Genomic DNA, 19,622 nt, shown 5'->3' with positions numbered 1-19,622 from the left:
CGGTTTACTTCGACCATTTACTCTTTCCAAAACCGCTGTACATTGACCCCATCGGTTCAATCGGAGGCAAAAGCTCTAACGCGACGGTTTGTTGTGAATCATCTGTGATTTCTAAATCCAGAGTGGCACTAACGCCATCCAGCATTCTTTCACTCCATAAAGACACAGTGTCACCCTGCTTCACTGGTAAACGAGCCTTTCCTTCTTTGTCCGTTTTCACCGAAAATGTATTATCGGCAACAATAATATAGCCGATCATGTCATCATGAATATTACAGCCCAGCACAATCAAACCGGGTTTATCAAACAGAATAGGGTCAATTTCTGTGCCTTTATAAAGCTTAATTTCAAACACTTTCGGTTTAGAAAAACTGTAAACATGGTGTCGAATATCGTCACTGTTTGGAAAAGCAACCGACTGACCTTTTTGAACAACCAGCACTCTTGGCACAAACGACTCATCGATTTGGTCCATGATAGCAACCGTGTCTGGCGTCACAACTGAGCTATTCGCTACAATCACAACGGCATCTTGCACCGGCATGTTATCTTGATCCAAGATGGTCAAAGTCATCTCGGCCCACGCATTTTGCAAAGCGAATGAACACATAAGAATCAATATATAACGCATTTTATTTCCTTTTGGTTTTATTCGATTAAGCAGTACCATGTCTGTAATCGCGCATTGTTTAAGGTAACTTACTCCATGAAACAGCAAAGCACGAGCCGAATCACTATATTTTCTGTTATCCAGTGCTCGTAAGAGTAAAGATAGACAACAAGGAATGAAATAAATGCGCGAACTCATCGAGGTTATTTCTTACAAAAATACCGCCAAGGCGCATTCGCACGGTCACACTCAGATTGTATTGCCTCTGTCTGGGCAGCTCGTACTCGACGTTGAGCACCGCCAACAGACAGTACAATTTGGACAAGCTTGCATGATATCCGCCAGCCAATCACACACCCATTTGGCACGACAAGACAACCATTGTTTAGTTCTGAACTCGCTCCCACTCTGGGACGAAACCATTGAAAGCGAACACAATTTCGTCGAGCTGTCCCCACAAACTCAAGCCTATTTGCCATTTTTGTCCAGCTTAGCAGCAAGCAAGAGCGACCACATTACCACTCGCCAAGCGTTGAATTTATTGGAACATTTACTGCCCATTCCACAATCAAACATTGTCAAAGCCGACACTCGATTGGCCAAAGCAAAACACCGTTTAGACCACCATTTCCAACACAGCTGGAGCCTAGACGAATTAGCCAACGACATACACCTAAGCAGCAGCCAGCTCACGGTACTGTTCAAACGTCACCTTGGTATGACGCCAAAACAATATTTACTGCAACGAAGACTAACCGAGGCCAAGATGTGGTTAGATTCCAGCAACAAAAGCCTAGAAGACATTGCTCATAAAGTCGGCATCAGCGACGCCAGCGCCCTAGTCAGACTGTTTACTAAGCACTACAACATCACCCCTGGACGTTATCGCAGCGAAGCTCGATAAATTAATCGTCCTCACTGATTTCTAATGCCATTTCCCAGTTACGAATAAAGCGTTTTTGCTTGGCATAATCACGCCCCACCAACAACTGCTGATCCAATTCAATCACACCAGTTGGGCCCGGAGCATTCACTACATAGGGATCATTTGGAGAACTCGAATCTGGCCAAATGGGAAACAATAAGCCTTGCGTCTGCATCATTTTTTGTGCGTTATCCGATAACAAAAAATCCAAAAAAACACCTGCATCTTCTGAATTAGGCGCCCCTTTCGGGATCAACGCTGCGCGCATCAACATCAGCGTGTAATCCTTAGGCAAGATCATTTTTAACCGATCGTCTTCCTGCGCCCTTTGCGAGGCATAGGAGCCCAACAAGTTGTAACCCAAGACCAATTTACCCGACGCGACATCGTCAATAATGTCGTGCGTACAGCAATAGGTTTGCACATCGTGACTGCCAAAAGCTTCCAATAAACGCCCCCATGTTACATCTGCTTGGCGAGCGTCTTGACTGGCTAACAAATACCCCACGCCACTTTGTCGAATATCATACGTACCGATTCGCTTGGTCATGGTTTTTTCATTTTGACGAATGGTTTGCAATAAAGATTGACGGTCTTCCGGTAAATCGCCGGGGAACGCCTTTTTATTCACCAACATCACAATAGGCTCAAGGGAAAAGGCAAACAGCTGATTTCGCCATTTAAAGTTATCCGGTAAGCGATCCGTAAAACTCGACTGATAACTTTGCGCATAGCCGTCATTGACCAATTTAAGATGCAAATCCATCGCACTGCTGATCACCAAACTCGCCTCAGGCTTTTGCTGCTCTTTGATCGTGAGGTAATACAATTCCAGCGTATTCACATCTCGATACGCCACTTTAATCGTCGGATGCTGCACAACGAACGCTCTCAAGATAGGTTCAAACGACGCTAAATCCATCGCCGAATTGATATACAACACCCTCGGCGCATTGCTATCGCCAAACCAAACAGGATCCGTTGCCCATGCCTTTGACATAAACGGAATCAGCAGAAACATCACCCAAATAGACACCGGCTTCATAAGACCCCCTCATCAAATCGAAACTTGGCAAAATCCACCTGAAACGTCGTGCCCTTAGGCTCGGTGTCCAGTATTTGGAGGCGCGCAGAATGGTGATCCACAATGTCTTTTACCATCGCCAGCCCCACACCACTGCCAGCAATATCATAACGGCCTCGATAAAAACGTTCGAACACACGCTCTTTTTCGTCATCAGGAATGCCGTCACCATAATCAATCACCTTAATGCGATAGAAACGTTCAAACGCATTCACCTGCACAATCACTTCCGTCGCTTTTTGCGCGTTTGAACCACTGTATCGCACCGCATTTTCAATGAGGTTTTGCATCATCTGCTGAATCGAAAAACTGTCGCCTAAAATCAACGTCTCTTTCAGGTCGCAATCCAGTGACAAATGCACACCTTGATGCAAAGCCGTTACCGCCTGTTCGCGACAAGACGCTGCGATTGGAATCAGCAAATCCATCGGCTCTAATCGGTGCGTTTGTAAACGATGCGACACCACCGCTTGGTTCAACAGCAAGGTCACCGTCTGGCTCAAAGCATCGCACTGTCGCACAATGTTATCTAACGCCTGACGCTGTCGCTCGGAGGCCGTTCCATCCACCGAATGATCCCCGAAAGACGTGATATCCCGAGCGTTTTCTGCCAACGCTTTTAGGCTCGCCAATGGCGTACGCAACTGATGTGCGGCATCAGCGGTGTAATTTTCCAACTGCTCTAAGTTCGTCTGGAGACGCGCCATAAAGTGGTTAATGGCCACCTTCAGGTGATGCGTTTCTTTCGGCGTGTTGATCACAATAGGAGTAAGGTCGCCCATCGCCCGCTCTTCCAAAGCGCGTTCAATACGGTGCAATGGTCTCAACACAAGATGACTGCCAATTATAATAAGAGTGATCGCCACCAAGGCAATAAACACCACCACCTCAACGGCTTTTTGCGTGACGGCCGCTGCCATTTCTTCACGGGACAATCGAGTTTGCCCCAGCACAATACGCACGGTTTGCGCGGTTTCTGGGTCGGTTAAATGACGCTGAATCCAAGCAAAACGCACCATCTCGCCAGAGTATTCTTGATTATAAAATTGAATTTGATCGATCTTAGGAGGTTGCGGTGGCTCGCTGTTTAGATCTTGATAGCCTGTGATGAAGCCTTGCTCAAGGCTTTCGACCTTATAAAAAACCCGATCTTCATCGGCCTGCGCCAAGGTAGCAAACGCCGACCAAGGAATATCAATACTCACTTCATTGCGCATTAAACCGACGTTTTCATCCATTTGCAGCAAGGCGCTGCGCAGCAAACGATCGTATGATAAATCCGCCAGCTTTTGGCTGTAGTCAAAAATCAAGTTAATCGCTAATCCAGCGATAATACCGATGACCAACACCCCCGCTAAAATAAAACGAAAACGCAGCGATGGGGCTTTTTTTAAAGCGTTTTCTTCCTCTTCTTTACTGAGGTTTTGGTGATTTAGTGATTTCTGCCACATAACCAATTCCTCTTAAGGTATTTATTGCCAAATCGCCTTTGACCATTTTTTTCCTTAAGCGCCCTACGTACAACTCAATGGCATTTGGCCCCGGCGTTTCATTAAAATTAAATAAATGATCGGTGATTTCATCCTTGCTTAACACACGCCCTAAATGGCCAAGAAAAATTTCAAGCAAGCGAAATTCACGGTTAGTAATCGCGGTTAACTCACCGTCAATAAACACCTGACGACTATCACGATTCACTAGAATGTTCCCGTGTTCCGTAGTGTTGGCGGCATAACCCTGCTTACGACGCAGCAATGCCCGACAACGGGCTTCTAACTCACCAAAATCAAAGGGTTTGGTCAGATAGTCGTCCGCACCTTCGTCCAATAAACGAATGCGGTCTTCTATTTGGTCTCGTGCGGTTAAGATCAACACAGGCGTATCATCATCGCGTTGTCGCAGTTTTTGCAGCAACTGCAGCCCAGACAAACCGGGCAAATTCAGATCCAACAGTATTAAATCCACCGACTGATATTTCAGCAGTTCGTCAGCGCGCTTGCCATCGCCAATCAGATCAACACCGTGCCCAAGGCTGGTTAGTCGCTCGCAAATTGCCTGACCCAGCACTTGTGTATCTTCTACCACCAGAATTCGCATAACCGTTAGCCATCGTCTTTTTTATTATAAAAACAACAAAATTCGAGCAACGTGAGTCACTCGAATTTTGTTATCACAATGCCTTTAGTATTACAGGGCTTAAGCGTCTTTAACAGACTCTTTTGATCTCTTCATTTTGGCGCGAACAATTGGGCCAACAACGATAGGTAAAACCAAACCAAGAATCGCTACCATCCATAGGCCAATACTCAAACCACTATTGAAAAGCACACTCCAATCACCATCAGAAAGCACCAATGCATGACGAAGGCTCTTCTCCATTTCTGGCCCAAGCAACATACCCAAGATAATAGGCACAAGAGGAATATCCACTTTACGGAAGATGTAACCCGCCACACCAAAACCAACCATGAAATACAAATCCAACGCACTGTGGCTAACAGAGTAGATGCCCACAGACGCGATCAGAGTCACGATCGGCATTAGGTATTTAGGTGGAATGCTCAACAGCTTAACGAAGATGCCAACCATTGGAATGTTCAACAGAAGCAACACTAAGTTACCCACGAACATCGCAGCGATCACACCCCAAACAAGATCCGCGTTTTGCTGGAACAACATAGGGCCCGGAGAGATGTTCAAAGAAATCAACATCGCCAACAACACCGCTGTCGTACCACTGCCAGGCACACCCAATGTCAACATAGGTACAAGCGCACCAGACGCCGCACCGTTGTTACCCGCTTCAGGAGCCGCGACACCACGAGGGTCACCTTTACCAAATTCACCTTTATCGGAAACGCGCTTTTCTAATGTGTAACTAATAAAGCTACCCAAAGACGCACCCGCACCAGGAAGAACACCAGCAACAAAACCCAGTACTGCACCACGCACAGACGCTGGTAACACTTTAATAATGTCTTTGGCAGACAGTTGTAGCTTGTTGATGGCAACTTGCTTCAAACCATCACCCGCGTGACGCTCTAGGAAGAACAACAACTCACTGATCGCAAACAAACCCACGATCGCAATAATGAAGTCCACACCTTCAAACAACTCAAGCGTATTAAAAGTGAAACGCTGAACGCCCGTAGAAATGTCGATCCCCACTGTCGCGATCATCAGACCAATTGCCGCCGCCATCAAGGTTTTGAATTGATTCTTACCCGTAATACCGCCCAAAGTGGCAAACGCAAGTGCAAACAGAGCAAAGTATTCAGAAGGGCCAAATCGCAAAGCGAACTTCGCTAAAATTGGCGCTAGAATCACCAAACCGATAGTCGCAATAAAACTACCAATAAAAGACGCAATCGCAGAAATAGCCAAGGCTTCTGCTGCTTTGCCTTTTAATGCCATAGGATAACCGTCTAAACAAGTCATCATAGCCGGCTCGTCACCTGGAATGTTTAACAGGATTGACGAAATACGACCGCCGTACATGGCGCCCGCGTAAACAGACGTTAGCAAAATCAAAGAGGATGTTGGAGACAAGCCCAAACTGAATGCCAATGGAATAAGAATCGCAACACCGTTTGCAGGGCCAAGACCCGGCAATGCACCAATTAATGTACCTAATATGGCACCAACAACCGCAAACATAATACTTTCCGGCGTTAACGCCACCGCAAAGCCTTGCATTAATAAGCTCATAGTATCCATATTAAAACTCCAACAGACCTAGAGGCAGTGCTAGTTCAAGCACATTATTGAAAAGGAAGAAGATAACAACAGAGCTTGTCACACCCGTGATAATACTCTTTGTCATACTTGCTCCCATACGCCAGCTGAGGAAACTCACCACCAGCGCCGCCGCAGGCATAAATCCGATAGGCTCAATTGCCCAGGCAAAGGCCAACATAGAAAGCACCACAACACTCAACTCAATTAACATTGCGGTCGGTGCCCATTTCTCATCAGGGTCAGGGCGAACTATCATATAAATTGAACTAATACCTAAAATGATAGACAGCATGATAGGAAACGTTTCTGGTCCAACACTTTCGTGTCCACCAAAAGGAATAGGGAACTGTGTTGCTTCCCATCCGTACGCGACGGCAAGAATCAGCATCAGCATGCCAAACACACGATCGTTTATACGCATGTTTCTGCTCCATGTAAGTTAATTAAGGGGTGAATAGGTAAAACAGGAGGGAACGATTTGTCATAACAAATGCCCCTCCAAATAGCGGTCTGAGGTTATTTAATTAGACCGATGTCCTGAGACAAGATTTTGATGTCTAGCGTTTGATTTTTTACGAATTGAGTAAATTCAGCACCAGATTTGTGGAATGGCATCAAACCGTTTTTCGTCATGATGTCTTTCCATTCTTTCGTAGTGTAAAGCTCGTTCATTGTTTTTACCCACCAATCGTACGAATCTTTGCTCGCATTTCCTGGTACGTAAAATCCACGCCAGTTTGGCGCAACAGAATCAATGCCCTGCTCCATTGCTGTTGGGATAGAATCGAAAGGCGCTGGTAGACGCTCTTCAGAAAGTACCGCTAGCACGCGCAAATCACCAGAATCCATGAAGCCTTTTACTTCAGAGATATCACCAGTAAACGCATCTACGTGACCACCAACCACTTGAACCAAAGCTTCAGAACCACCGCTGAATGCTAGGTAACGAACTTTAGGTAGGTTTTCGACGTTTGCTTTTTGTGCCGTCATCAATACTTTCAAGTGATCCCAACCGCCTGAAGCACTACCACCAGCGAATTTCACCGCGCCTGGGTCTTTTTTCAACGCATCGATAACTTGAGTAAGAGAAGTGTATTTAGAATCTTTGCCTACCGCGATGATGCCGTAGTCTGCGCCCAATGTACCAACCCATTTAACTTGGTCAGCATTCATACCAGGGAATTGGCCTTGAGCAAGGCGAGTTGTTGTTGCTGTACTAGCGGCAACAATCAGGTTTTCGTCTTTGTCGCGTTTACTGATTGTGTGAGCGAAAGCAACACCACCACCAGCACCCGTCATGTTGACAGTCTGTACGTTACCTTTGAAGTAACCTTCATCGACCAATACTTTACCTACGCTACGGCATGTAAAGTCCCATCCACCACCTGGGTTCGCTGGGGCAATACATTCACCACTGCGAGCTGGTTCGAAGGCGTAAGCCTGTCCAGCAATAGAAAGTGCTACCGCACCAGAAACAAGAACAGACTTCAAAGAAATGGTATTAAGCATGGTTATCTCCTGCTTGTTATTTTTTTTGTTGTTAGCGAATCAAGTGTTGAAAATAGACATTCCAATCAACCTGAGTCGTTAAACCTTACCCCTCAAACCTGTCACTACCCTGTCAGAGGTCAATATTTTTTACTTATTTGCAGTAAAAAACTCATTTTTGACAAATTAATTCGCGCATTTTTAACAATGCCTAAACGACAAAAAACCGTTAATCTGCCACTCAATCAGACTAGAACAGCTTTTAGGAAACAACAACATGAGTGCACAAAATCCACAAGCCACATTGATTGGCAGCATCGCTATTTTGCTCTGGAGCGCGTTGGCGCTTTTCACCACCCAAGCGAACTTAGTCCCGCCAATGCTGCTGCTCACCTTAACCTTTGGTGTTGCGACGCTGTTGTTTTTTATTGTCTATTTATTCAAAGGGGAACTGCGCACTTCATGGCAAAAAACGCCCAAACGCGCCATGGCGATGGGTGGACTGGGCTTCTTTTTTTATCATTTTTGTTATTTTTATGCGTTTCAGCATGCGCCACCGGTAGAAGCGGGACTAATCGCGTATCTATGGCCGCTGCTCATTGTGCTCATGGCAGGCATGACGAAGGGAAATCATTTATCGTGGACGCATTTAGTGGGAGCCGTCATCGCCTTTATAGGCACCGGCGTCATGCTGCAATCTAAAGGAAAAATAACCGACGTTGCGTTAAATTCAGCGTATAACTGGACAGGTTACGCAGCGGCGTTTGCCTGCGCATTGATCTGGTCGAGTTACTCGGTGGCCAACCGACGCTTTCAGACAGTGCCATCCAGTGCGGTTCTCTGGTATTGCCTAATCACCACCCTGCTTGCTGGCTTATCGCACCTTGCCATCGAGCCACCAAACTGGCAATTTCCAGCCAGCACATGGATTGCCATATTAGGACTGGGATTTGGCCCTGTGGGCATTGCGTTTTTTTGTTGGGACTTTGGCGTGAAAAAAGGCAATTTGTCCTTACTCGGCGTGCTGTCTTACACCGCCCCCGCCCTATCGACTGCTTGGCTTGGGCTGTTTACCGACGCGCAACTTACCACAGGGCAAATCATTGCTTGTCTGTTAATTACCGCAGGCGCCCTATTTGCCAGCTTAATGCCAAACAAAAAAATACCCTTGGCTGTTGAAACCAAGGGTATTGGATAGATCACCTATATTGAAACACTAAGCCACTTGATAAAGCGTACGCGGAATCTTCTGCAAGTACGCTTCCATTTCCGCCATGCCATTAGGCTGATCCACTTTTACGCCCAAATCGCGCATCGTGCTGCCCAGCGCGTGCAAAGTACGGAACAAGTTATGCTCGCGGCATTGCTCCCCCATTTGGCCGATACGCACGATAGGCTGACCAAATGAACCCGCAATCTCAACACGATACATCTCAGAAATATGACGACAAATCTGCCCAGCGGTTAGACCTTCCGGAATGTTAATCCCCACCACAGAATTCAAACGAGAGGCTGGCGGAATAAACAACTCCAACCCCATGCCCTCAATACCCGATTGCAACGCCTTAGAACAACGCAAATGGCGAGCAAAACGGTTCTCCAATGTCTCGTCACAGACCAATTTCAGCGCTTCATGCAACGCCATAATGCCAGACACAGGCGCGGTGTAATGGTAGCCATCGTTGTGCCAAAAATTTTCAGCCAACTGAGCATCAAAACACCACTGAGCGGTTGGCTTAGTGCGATTTTTTACCGCTGCCCACGCCTCATTAGAAAACACCAACAAAGACACACCGGGAATAGACGACAAGCCTTTTTGTCCGCCCGTGATCACCACGTCCACTTGCCACGCGTCCATTTTCAGCGGCATGGTACTTAGCGTACAAACCGCATCCACCACCACTAAACAGCCATAAGACTTAGCAATCTTGGTGATTTCTTCCAATGAATGATTAAACACCGTATTAGACGTTTCGCCTTGCACTAAGGTGAGCACTTTTGGACGAGTCTCTTCGATGGCTTTACGAACACGTTCTGGGTCCGCGGCTTCATGAACCCCAACATGAAACTCATGAACATCCGCACCAATACGTGTCGCCATTTCCGCCATACGATGACTAAAAAAACCATTGTTAATGCATAAAATACGCTCGCCCGGTTGCAACAAATTGGCAACCGCCATTTCCATCGCAGCTGACGCCGGCCCCGCCACACCCAACACCCATTTAGACTCGGTTTGAAACACGTAACGCGCCATCGTTTTGACTTGCCCGATTACTTGCGCCATGACATCACCAAGGTGGTTGATCACCACCGAATTGGCCTTGGCCACACGCTCAGGAATAGGAACAGGGCCTGCACCCATCATTAACAAAGGTTCGTGAGGAAGAATTTCGTCTAAAGATTTCACCTGGGGTCGAGGAATGCCCATTGGCGATGAAGCAGTCATTTTATACAGCCTATTGGTCAGAATTTAAAAAAACACCTTCACGATAAAAAGCCTAATTTTTCACTTTTACAGTAGAAAATGTCGTGTTTTGCATTTTAACAAAATATTATTTTGGAATAGTACAATATCCTTATCAATAATAAGAGGCAGTAAAATGAAAAGAGTGTAATAAACCACAAGCGCTTCATTTCGCCTTAGATCTGAATGGTATCCTTTTCCAGCGGCAGTATTTTTTACTTCGTAAGAAGCAGGTTAACTGTGCGAGATCACCGACAACTGTGCGATAATGCGCGAAATTCCCTATTCAGGATCACCCTATGATTACTTGTGGTATCGAAATTAAAGGCAGCGAAGTCATTCTTTGCCTACTGTCCAAACAAGACGGACTGTTTCAAATCGCCGACTGTCGCCAAACTCGACACACCCTCAACAACCCAAACGACAGCGAAAGCGTACGCAAATTTCAATTCATGCTGAAAAAACTGTTTGAAGATTACAAAGTGAAACGAGCGGTCATTCGTGAACGTCCAACCAAAGGCAAATTCGCTGGCGGCGCAGTTGGCTTTAAAATAGAAGCGGCGATCCAATTGATAAATACCGTAGAAGTGGATTTATTCAGCGGCGCCAAAGTAAAAGACATCTTGCAACACAACCCAATGCCAATTCCCTTCAAAGCAACAGGCTTGCGTGCATTCCAAGAAGGCGCCTTCACCGTGGCGTACGCTGCACTGTCAGAACACATTCCTGAAGCGTAAATAGATAGATCTCGCAATAAAAAAACGGACGCCAGTAAAGCGTCCGTTTTTTGTGCTTTATCGTTTTGTTTAACAGCCCAGCAAGGGCAAATTTTTTCGCTGTTGATAGGTTAACGCCAACTCGATACAGTGCCTTACAGCCGCTTCGGGCAATGGCTTGGACAACGACAAAACGATGGCCCTGTTTCCCTGAAAATCCAACACTTCGCCATACAATTCACGGAACGTATCGACCAACTTGGTTTGGCAATGGAAGAAAAGGCTGTAATCATCAGGGGATTTCAGCTTCCAATCCATCCTAATCGGACTACCTGTCGCCACACTGTAACTAGGCTCGCCCCATTTTAAAGATTCTTCCACCTCGCCCAACGCCAAATCCGAAGCGACGAGAAAGACCAAACCTCGCAATTCTTCTAAACGAATACGAACGTTTTCTGGATACTCAGCGAAACGGTCTGTGACTACCTTAGTCATTGAAATATTGGGGTCGAAATATTGGGGTCAGATGAAAATTAAAGCGATTTTTCATGTGCTTGTTATGTATTTTCATCTGGCTTATAAAAATGTGGTTCGTGTATTTGAGGATTTACCTCGTAGATTCCATCCATTTCTTTTGGCCTAAGCTCAGGATAACGTTCCCATAAAGGCTGTAGCATCTCTAAGAAAATCTCTCCCATAACTTTCCCTGCATTTGATCTATAAGATTCAAAATTTTCTTTTGTAGCGCGATTTGATCCGCAAGACAAGCGATTCCCTCAGGTCTTATGATCTGACCTGTGTTCAAGGCAATGTATTTATGCCTCACTAAATATTACGTTGCCGGGTTAAATTCGCGACATTAAAACTCTTCGAATCAATGATTTATAAGGTTAATGAGAACAAGGCAAACACCAAGAGCGAGGTCAAACGACAGTGTCGAGCGGTGGTGTTTGGTTTGCTCACCTCTGCAGCAAAGGCCGAAGTAAAAGGCCCGAAGAGCCGAAGTAATACCCCCTCCCTCGCCCTCCCCTTGAAAGACATAAGAGAAGGGAATAAACACATTATCACACGAAAAACGACCAAATTTTACTCAACAAGCCTATCAACGATGGCGCATCAAGAGAAAAACGCACCAAAACTAGGCATTTTTAGGGGTTCGTTTTCTTGCGATTATGACAAGCAATACGCCACCCAGAACACTTAACGTGGCTATGACAAGGTGTAAAGTGATGGATTCATTGGCAAAAATAACGCCTCCAACGGTGGCGATGATGGGAACCAAGAGTTGTAAAACCGCCGCCATAGAAGCACTAAGATAAGGCAAGACAGCGTACCAAATGGCGTAACCTAACCCAGACATAATGGCGCCGGAAGTGATGGCCAACGCAATGCCTTCACGCTGTGCGCTTTGTGGTTCATCGTTATAAAAATGAATAACAAGCAACGCCATCAGTAACAGCGGAATCGTTCGGACGAAGTTAGATGTGGTCGCAAACAAAGGCTTGGCCGAGATTTTGCCTCGCCATGTGTACAAGCCCCACGCCATGCCTGCTAGCGTCATTAACACAAAGCCCAATAAAGAAGGAGACGATAAGGTCGGCAGCACCAAATAAACAAAGCCTGCAAAGGCGATGGCCAACCCTAGCCATTCCAACCCAACCAGTTGTTGACCTGCCCTCACCGCCAATACGACCAATGTCAGCTGGACAGCGCCAAACAGTATTAAAGCGCCTATGCCAGTTTCTAATGTGACATAGGCATACGAAAAGCCCAGCGCATACACAAAGAGCGCAAACGCCGATAGCCAGCTGCCTTCGCGCCATGTTGCTTTTAGATCGTTGCGCTGGTGTTTTACGAATTGACATGTGCAAAGGAAGACCAAAGTAACTGCGCCACTTAGCAAGCGCCAGGTGGTGAATTGAGCTGGGTCGATCAGACCGTCGTTCAGCGCCAAACGACACAGTACCGAGTTCGCGGCGAACGCCAATAACGCAAACATCACATAGACACACAAACGTAGCAAACTTGTCATTATTCTGTTCAACAGCCCAGTTAACCTTAGGCCAATACCTCTTCGATAAACGCTCACTTTTACGCACTGGCACCAGATTTGCAAGACTCATATTAACGTCCAGCTGCGGTTTTTGATGAACCTAAAAAGGAACCTACATGACATCGTTTTTAATTTTTACCGATTTAGATGGCACCTTGCTTGACCATCACACGTACAGTTTCAAGCCTGCGCAAGCCGCTCTACAGTCACTAAAAACCGTTTCTATTCCTTGCGTTATCAATACCAGCAAGACCTTTGCCGAGCTTGCTTCCCTTAGAAAAGAGTTACATCACCAAGATCCTTTTATCGTCGAAAACGGCTCTGCGGTGTATATCCCAAAACACAGCACGCTGTTTGTCGACGAAATATTAGAAGACTGCGGCGACTATTGGCGCAAGTCATTTGGCCCAAAACGTCAACGCTTAATCGAACTGACCGACAGCCAATTAGACCATTACACGTTTAAACGATACAGCGACATGACGCACCAAGAACTCATGTCCATAACAGGGTTAAGCGAAGCAAACGCCAAGCTGTCTATGCAACGTGAGTTTACCGAGCCCATGGTGTGGACGGATTCGAACACGGCACTGAATGCCTTTCGCGAATATTTAGCGCCTTTTGACATACAAATACAGAAAGGCGGCCGTTTTGCGCATTTGATGGGACAACACTGTGACAAAGCAAACGCAATGCTGTGGCTGGCTGAGGTCTATGCCATGCAAAGCGACGATGTGTTAACGACCATGGCATTGGGCGATGGTGAAAATGACATTGGCATGTTGAGCAAAGCAGACATTCCAGTGGTCATTCGCTCTCCGGTTCATGCGCCACCAGAAGTACCCAACCGAAGCGACGCTTGGTTAAGCGACGGTTATGGCCCAGAAGGCTGGGCACAAGCGATTAATTTACTGCTCACTAAACAAGGTATTTTGTAACACACGAAAAGAACAATAAAACGAACCATTCGATTATTTAGGAGAATTATTATGGGCGACTTTCATCAGAACGGTATCATCACCACACTTCACAATTTGGCACACCGCCCGTTAGAAGAAATGGAAAAAGAACTGTGTGAGTTTGCTAAAACGCGTCCAATGTCTCTTATTCTGCCCTGTTTGTATTCGGAACTCGAAACCGATGCCATGCCGAATATTTTGGAACACTTGAAAAAAGTGCCTTATTTATCGGAAATCATCATTGGCTTAGACCGTGCGACTGAAGACCAATATCGCCATGCGTTGGAATTTTTCAGTGTGTTACCGCAAAACGTCAAAGTACTGTGGAATGACGGCCCTCGTTTACGAGAAATCGATGGGGTTCTAAAAGGCGAACACCTTTCCCCGTCCGATCCGGGAAAAGGCCGAAATGTGTGGTTTTGCATGGGCTACAACTTAGCCGCTGGCAAAGCCGAATCCATCGCCATGCACGACTGCGACATCGTGACTTACGATCGCGAATTGCTGGCTCGCCTGATTTACCCTGTCGCCAATCCAAATTTCAACTACGAATTCTGTAAAGGATTTTACGCGCGCGCCGCCAATGGCAAGATGAACGGACGTGTGAGCCGTTTATTAGTCACACCATTACTGTGCTCTTTGAAAAAAGTATTCGGTCATTTGGATTACTTGGATTACTTGGACAGCTACCGCTATCCGTTGGCGGGCGAATTTTCCTTCCGCCGCGATGTCATGACCGACTTGCGCATTCCTAGCGATTGGGGATTGGAGATCGGCGTATTAAGTGAGATGTACCGCAACTATTCGACCAACCGTCTATGCCAAGTGGACATCGCCGATATTTACGATCACAAACACCAAGACTTGTCTGCAGACAATGACGATGGCGGTTTGTCTAAAATGTCGATTGATATTACCAAAGCCATTTTTCGGAAACTGGCGACAAACGGGACTATCTTTAATCAGGAAACGTTCCGCACCATTAAAGCAACATATTACCGCGTCGCGTTGGATTTCATTGAAACTTACAAAAACGACGCTGAAATTAATGGTCTAAAATTAGACGTACATTCCGAAGAGCAAGCGGTGGAACTGTTCGCGAGCAACATCATGAAAGCGGGCAACCATTATTTGGACAACCCAATGGAAACCCCTTTTATTCCTAGTTGGAACCGCGTGCTCAGTGCCTTCCCTGGTGTTATGTCACAACTTACTCAGGCAGTTGAATTGGACATGGCGGAATTTGGTCCAAAATAACAGCACGACTATCCGTGTTATCGGCGATGCCTCTGCTACTGGTTTTCTTTACAACGAAAGGCATACAGAGGCATCGCCACATTGCTTTCACCCACTTACGAAAAAGATAGGTAGGTAAAAATGGAAAATGCCCCTTTGTCGCACTTAGAGCAACGGCTTATTGCTCATCTCCAAGTCATTTACCCAAGCCTAGACAACAAAGATCTAGCGGAAAAATGCCTCGCTACGTTTCAATTAGATCCGATGACGGAATCCCCTCGCCCCCATAGAAACCTATGGGATCAGTCCGACATTATGTTGATTACCTACGCCGACACCTTGCGACAAAATGACGAGGCGCCGCTAGAAACCTTGCATAAATTTGTCAAAAATACCCTGTCAGACTGCATTTCTGCGGTGCATTTATTGCCATTTTTTCCCTACAGTTCGGACGATGGGTTTAGTGTCATGGATTACACCACGGTGAATCCGTCCTGTGGTCGTTGGGAACACATAGTGAATCTATCGCAAGACTTCAAAGTCATGGGCGATTTGGTGATTAACCACTGTTCTAGTCGTAGCCTTTGGTTTGAGAACTTCAAAGCTGGTGTCGACCCCGGTGCGAATTTCTTTTACGAAGCCGATCCGAATGCCGATTTGAGCGCCGTGGTACGTCCCAGAACGTCGCCATTGTTGCGTGAAATACAAACCAAAAACGGGGAAAAGCACGTTTGGTGTACCTTTAGCCACGACCAAATTGACCTGAATTTTGAAAAGCCAGAAGTGCTGCTTGAGTTTTTACGCATTATTCATTTATACCTAAAAAAAGGCATTCGCTGGTTCCGCTTGGACGCGGTTGCCTTCCTTTGGAAAATCCCCGGCACTACCTGTATTAACTTGCCGCAGACCCATGAAATCATCCGTTTGCTGCGACTCATGATCGAACATTACGCGCCCGATTCTGTCATTATTACCGAAACCAATATTCCAAACCAAGAAAACCTAACCTATTTCGGTAACGCCAACGAAGCGCATTTAATCTACAATTTTTCTTTGCCTCCGTTGCTGATAAACAGTCTAGTCACAGGCAATTGCAGCCATTTAAAACAATGGCTGATGAGCATGCCTCCTGCTCAGCAGGGCACCACATATTTGAACTTCCTCGCCTCGCACGATGGCATTGGCTTGCGCCCAACAGAAGGGTTACTGTCTGAATGGGAACTAGACACCCTGATCAATACCATGAAGCGCTTTGGCGGCAAAATAAGTTCACGCACCACACCGCAAGGTGAAGCCAAACCTTACGAAATCAACATCAGCCTATGGAATGCGTTTTCAGGGTCGGCACTGCATGGTCCAGATCAGTGGCAATTTGCCCGTTTCCTATGCGCGGCGGGCGTTATGATGGCACTCGAAGGCGTACCTGCGTTTTACATTCACAGTTTGTTTGGCACAGAAAACGATTTAGAACGCGTCGATAACACGGGCCAATTTCGTTCTATCAACCGACATATTTGGGACATGGAGGACTTGGATCATGTGTTAAACACGCCAACCCATCACCAAAAAGTATTCCAAAATATCACAAGGCTCACCAAGATCCGCCGTGCGCAACCGGCCTTCCATCCCAACGCGACACAATACATCTTGCACATGGGTGAGAATCTGTTTGCGTTTTGGCGCCAAAGTTTGGACAGAAGGCAGAGTCTGTTTGCGGTGTACAACATGACCGATCAACCACAAAGCTTCAATTTATCGGAACTCAACTTGATCGCCACAGACGACTGGACAGACTTGGTCTCAGGGCAAGTACATGAAGATCACTTGGGCAAAGTCACCCTGATGCCTTATCAGTTTGTTTGGCTGGCGAATAAGAAGGGCAAAGTGAAAAGTAGCTAATGTTCCCCAATAAAAAACGCGACCTATAACGTCGCGTTTTTTATTGGCATAGCAAATAGCATGAACAATCTAATGATTGACGGTTTTAGAAAACACGTTAATGACCACAACACCTGTGACGATCAAGGACATACCAATACAGGCGGCTAGATCCAGCTTTTCATTGTTGAATAAATAGCCAAACACAGAGATCAATACGATGCCCAATCCCGCCCAAATCGCATAGGTTACGCCTGTTGGCATAGAGCGCATCACCACGGACAATAAATAAAACGACAGGGCATACCCGACCACTAGCACAATGCTCGGACCCAATTTAGTAAACGAGTCCGACGCCTTTAACGCTGTGGTGGCCACCACTTCCGACAAGATGGCCAAAAACAATAAAAAATACGTCATAACACGCTCCTAATTCGTGGCTTATTTGCCATCACCCTCGTCTGTTCGTGGTGACCTTTTATTTCACTGCACTCGTTTCAGTCGTCGTTCTAGATCAATGTCTTTTCTAGATCAATGTCTTCAGCCAAAAAGCCGCCCGTTTGATGCGCCCAAAGCGAGGCGTAAATACCGGAATGCTGAATCAATTCATCATGACTGCCCTGCTCAACGATATTGCCTTTGTCCAATACAATCAGTCGATCCATTGCTGCGATGGTGGACAGACGATGAGCAATCGCAATGACGGTTTTGCCTTGCATCAATTTGTACAGGCTTTCCTGAATCGCCGCCTCCACCTCGGAATCTAACGCCGACGTGGCTTCATCTAGAATCAACAAAGGCGCGTCTTTTAGCAGTACTCGCGCGATGGCAATTCGCTGACGTTGACCACCAGACAGTTTGATGCCGCGCTCTCCAACCATGGCATCGTAACCGACATTGCCATAGGGGTCGGTTAACGTTTGTATAAAGTCATGGGCTTCGGCTTTTTTCGCAGCGGCGATCATCTCTTCTTCCGTCGCATCTGGACGACCGTAAAGCAAGTTTTCACGAACCGTTCGATGCAGCAATGATGTGTCTTGTGTCACCATGCCGATCTGAGCGCGCAATGAATCTTGCTTAACTTCGCTGATGTTTTGCCCATCAATGCGAATTTGACCCGATTCCACGTCATGGAAACGCATCAACAGATTCACAATCGTTGATTTACCGGCACCAGAACGCCCCACCAGCCCGACCTTTTCACCCGCCTTGATGGATAAAACGAGGTTCTCGATGACCTTGCTGTCTTGTTTACCATAATGGAAATTTACGGAATCGTATTCGATCATGCCATTTGGAACGCTCAACGAGCTCGCTCCTGACTTGTCTTCAATCTCGATAGGACGAGACAAGGTTTTCATGCCGTCGTTCACCATACCGATGTTCTCAAACAAGGCACTGATTTCCCACATGATCCATTGCGACATCCCGTTTAACCGCAAGGCCAAACTGACAGCAATGGCAATGGCGCCAACGCTAATAATGCTGCCAGTCCACAACCAAATAGATAAGGCGGCAACAGAAAACGCCAACACATAATTGCACGTTTGAACCCCTACATTCAGTAAGGTAACCAAACGCATTTGCTTGTACACCGTTTGCAAAAACCCATCCATGCCGTCTTTGGCGTAATCGGCTTCGCGCTGATGATGGGAAAACAGTTTCACCGTCGAAATATTGCTGTAACTGTCCACGACTCGACCCGTCATTGTGGAGCGCGCGTCCGCTTGTTCTGCAGATACTTTTTTCAGTTTAGGTACAAAATACATCTGCAATAGAACATAACATACCAGCCAGCCGAGCATCGGGATCATCAATCGATAATCGGCTTTTGCGATCAACACCACCATGGAAATAAAGTACACGCCGATGTACACCAATACATCGAGCAGTTTCATCACCGTTTCACGGACCGCCAGCGATGTTTGCATCACTTTTGTGGAAATCCGCCCAGCAAATTCATCCTGAAAAATGACATGCTCTGCCGCAAAATATAGTGATGAGACAGCCAACGAATTCGCATGGGGTAATTCCCCAACAGCGTCTGATGAATAATCGCGGAATGCAAAAACGTCACTAATGGCATCGCCACCAAAATCATCAACGACATCCACAGCAAATGCGTGCCTTCTTCCGCAAAAAATGTCTCGGGGTCTTTATTGATCAACCAATCAACCAGCTGCCCCATAAAACTAAACAAGGTCACTTCTAAGATGGCGATAGCAGCGGTGAGAAATGACATTAGGAAAAGCGGTAATTCAACCCCTTTTGAATAATAGCGACAAAAAGCAAACAGCGTATTAGGTGCTTGTTTGGCTTCGATATCTGGGTAGGCAGGCACCCATTTTTCAAAAAAACGTAACATGAAGTTCCTTATTAAACCGTTCGAGCTGACTTGCTAGAAAAATAAAACGCCAAAAACAAAGCCAGACTAGGCCAACAGCATTTTGATGACAAAAGGGGATGAA

At 46.3% G+C, this 19,622-nt stretch carries 18 protein-coding genes and 1 pseudogene; 6 read left to right on the top strand and 13 right to left on the bottom strand.

Features of this window, described 5'->3' with window-relative positions; translation table 11 throughout:
- Positions 1 to 4: 4 nt before the first annotated feature.
- The gene (locus N5P32_RS11780; RefSeq protein WP_265729253.1) at positions 5 to 631 is read right to left on the bottom strand and encodes a methylamine utilization protein; all 627 of its coding nucleotides are present in this window, start codon (positions 629 to 631) and stop codon (positions 5 to 7) included.
- Between the two features lie 163 nt (positions 632 to 794).
- Here N5P32_RS11780 and N5P32_RS11775 point away from each other — a divergent pair, with 163 nt between their 5' ends.
- Positions 795 to 1,514: an AraC family transcriptional regulator gene (locus N5P32_RS11775; protein WP_265729252.1), complete on the top strand. Its 720-nt coding sequence runs from the start codon at positions 795 to 797 to the stop codon at positions 1,512 to 1,514.
- A 1-nt stretch (position 1,515) separates the two neighbouring features.
- Here the strand turns inward: N5P32_RS11775 and N5P32_RS11770 are convergent, their stop codons facing one another.
- The 6 genes from N5P32_RS11770 to N5P32_RS11745 form a co-directional block, all read right to left on the bottom strand.
- Complete coding sequence (locus tag N5P32_RS11770; RefSeq protein ID WP_265729251.1) at positions 1,516 to 2,580, bottom strand: ABC transporter substrate-binding protein; 1,065 nt, start codon at positions 2,578 to 2,580, stop codon at positions 1,516 to 1,518.
- The gene (locus tag N5P32_RS11765; protein ID WP_265729250.1) at positions 2,577 to 4,070 is read right to left on the bottom strand and encodes a sensor histidine kinase; all 1,494 of its coding nucleotides are present in this window, start codon (positions 4,068 to 4,070) and stop codon (positions 2,577 to 2,579) included. The genes N5P32_RS11770 and N5P32_RS11765 overlap by 4 nt, the downstream gene beginning before the upstream one ends.
- Positions 4,033 to 4,716 (bottom strand): response regulator transcription factor, encoded by a 684-nt coding sequence (locus tag N5P32_RS11760; RefSeq protein ID WP_265729249.1) that lies wholly within the window; start codon positions 4,714 to 4,716, stop codon positions 4,033 to 4,035. The genes N5P32_RS11765 and N5P32_RS11760 overlap by 38 nt, the downstream gene beginning before the upstream one ends.
- 99 nt (positions 4,717 to 4,815) lie before the next feature.
- Positions 4,816 to 6,336, bottom strand: a complete 1,521-nt coding sequence (locus N5P32_RS11755; protein ID WP_265729248.1) for a tripartite tricarboxylate transporter permease — start codon at positions 6,334 to 6,336, stop codon at positions 4,816 to 4,818.
- 1 nt (position 6,337) lies between these two features.
- Positions 6,338 to 6,778 (bottom strand): tripartite tricarboxylate transporter TctB family protein, encoded by a 441-nt coding sequence (locus N5P32_RS11750; protein ID WP_265729247.1) that lies wholly within the window; start codon positions 6,776 to 6,778, stop codon positions 6,338 to 6,340.
- 95 nt (positions 6,779 to 6,873) lie between these two features.
- Positions 6,874 to 7,866: a Bug family tripartite tricarboxylate transporter substrate binding protein gene (locus N5P32_RS11745; RefSeq protein ID WP_265729246.1), complete on the bottom strand. Its 993-nt coding sequence runs from the start codon at positions 7,864 to 7,866 to the stop codon at positions 6,874 to 6,876.
- 256 nt (positions 7,867 to 8,122) lie between these two features.
- On the opposite strand from N5P32_RS11745, the gene yddG reads away from it, so the two are divergent.
- Entirely contained in the window at positions 8,123 to 9,043 is a 921-nt protein-coding gene (gene yddG / locus N5P32_RS11740; RefSeq protein WP_265729245.1) for an aromatic amino acid exporter YddG, read from the top strand.
- Between the two features lie 18 nt (positions 9,044 to 9,061).
- On the opposite strand, the gene N5P32_RS11735 is transcribed toward yddG, so the two are convergent.
- Positions 9,062 to 10,294 (bottom strand): pyridoxal-phosphate-dependent aminotransferase family protein, encoded by a 1,233-nt coding sequence (locus tag N5P32_RS11735; protein WP_265729244.1) that lies wholly within the window; start codon positions 10,292 to 10,294, stop codon positions 9,062 to 9,064.
- Between the two features lie 317 nt (positions 10,295 to 10,611).
- Here N5P32_RS11735 and N5P32_RS11730 point away from each other — a divergent pair, with 317 nt between their 5' ends.
- Entirely contained in the window at positions 10,612 to 11,049 is a 438-nt protein-coding gene (locus N5P32_RS11730) for a DUF3010 family protein (protein ID WP_110573400.1), read from the top strand.
- A gap of 69 nt (positions 11,050 to 11,118) precedes the next feature.
- Here N5P32_RS11730 and N5P32_RS11725 read toward each other — a convergent pair whose 3' ends face one another.
- From N5P32_RS11725 to N5P32_RS11715, 3 genes are all read right to left on the bottom strand, one after another.
- A complete protein-coding gene (locus N5P32_RS11725) occupies positions 11,119 to 11,523 on the bottom strand; it encodes a DUF1801 domain-containing protein (RefSeq protein ID WP_265729243.1) in 405 nt (134 codons plus the stop codon).
- Between the two features lie 62 nt (positions 11,524 to 11,585).
- Positions 11,586 to 11,795 (bottom strand): hypothetical protein, encoded by a 210-nt coding sequence (locus N5P32_RS11720; protein ID WP_265729242.1) that lies wholly within the window; start codon positions 11,793 to 11,795, stop codon positions 11,586 to 11,588.
- A gap of 371 nt (positions 11,796 to 12,166) precedes the next feature.
- Entirely contained in the window at positions 12,167 to 13,060 is an 894-nt protein-coding gene (locus tag N5P32_RS11715) for a DMT family transporter (protein ID WP_265729241.1), read from the bottom strand.
- A 137-nt stretch (positions 13,061 to 13,197) separates the two neighbouring features.
- Between N5P32_RS11715 and N5P32_RS11710 the strand changes: the two genes are divergently transcribed.
- From N5P32_RS11710 to N5P32_RS11700, 3 genes are all read left to right on the top strand, one after another.
- Positions 13,198 to 14,019, top strand: coding sequence for an HAD-IIB family hydrolase (locus N5P32_RS11710; RefSeq protein ID WP_265729240.1), 822 nt, complete (start codon positions 13,198 to 13,200; stop codon positions 14,017 to 14,019).
- 51 nt (positions 14,020 to 14,070) lie between these two features.
- Positions 14,071 to 15,297, top strand: a complete 1,227-nt coding sequence (locus tag N5P32_RS11705; RefSeq protein WP_265729239.1) for a glycosyltransferase family protein — start codon at positions 14,071 to 14,073, stop codon at positions 15,295 to 15,297.
- 120 nt (positions 15,298 to 15,417) lie between these two features.
- Positions 15,418 to 17,175, top strand: a complete 1,758-nt coding sequence (locus N5P32_RS11700; protein ID WP_265729238.1) for an alpha-amylase family glycosyl hydrolase — start codon at positions 15,418 to 15,420, stop codon at positions 17,173 to 17,175.
- A gap of 69 nt (positions 17,176 to 17,244) precedes the next feature.
- On the opposite strand, the gene N5P32_RS11695 is transcribed toward N5P32_RS11700, so the two are convergent.
- Both N5P32_RS11695 and N5P32_RS11690 read right to left on the bottom strand, forming a co-directional pair.
- On the bottom strand, positions 17,245 to 17,574 hold the full coding sequence (locus N5P32_RS11695; protein ID WP_265729237.1) for a DMT family transporter: 330 nt from the start codon (positions 17,572 to 17,574) through the stop codon (positions 17,245 to 17,247).
- Between the two features lie 89 nt (positions 17,575 to 17,663).
- A pseudogene (locus tag N5P32_RS11690) lies at positions 17,664 to 19,519 on the bottom strand (ABC transporter ATP-binding protein).
- Positions 19,520 to 19,622: the final 103 nt, after the last annotated feature.

It is taken from the genome of Marinomonas pontica (genome assembly GCF_026191375.1).
GTDB lineage: Bacteria > Pseudomonadota > Gammaproteobacteria > Pseudomonadales > Marinomonadaceae > Marinomonas > Marinomonas pontica.
Note: the sequence above shows the minus strand (reverse complement) of the source record. Positions and strands in the feature narration are given on the sequence as shown.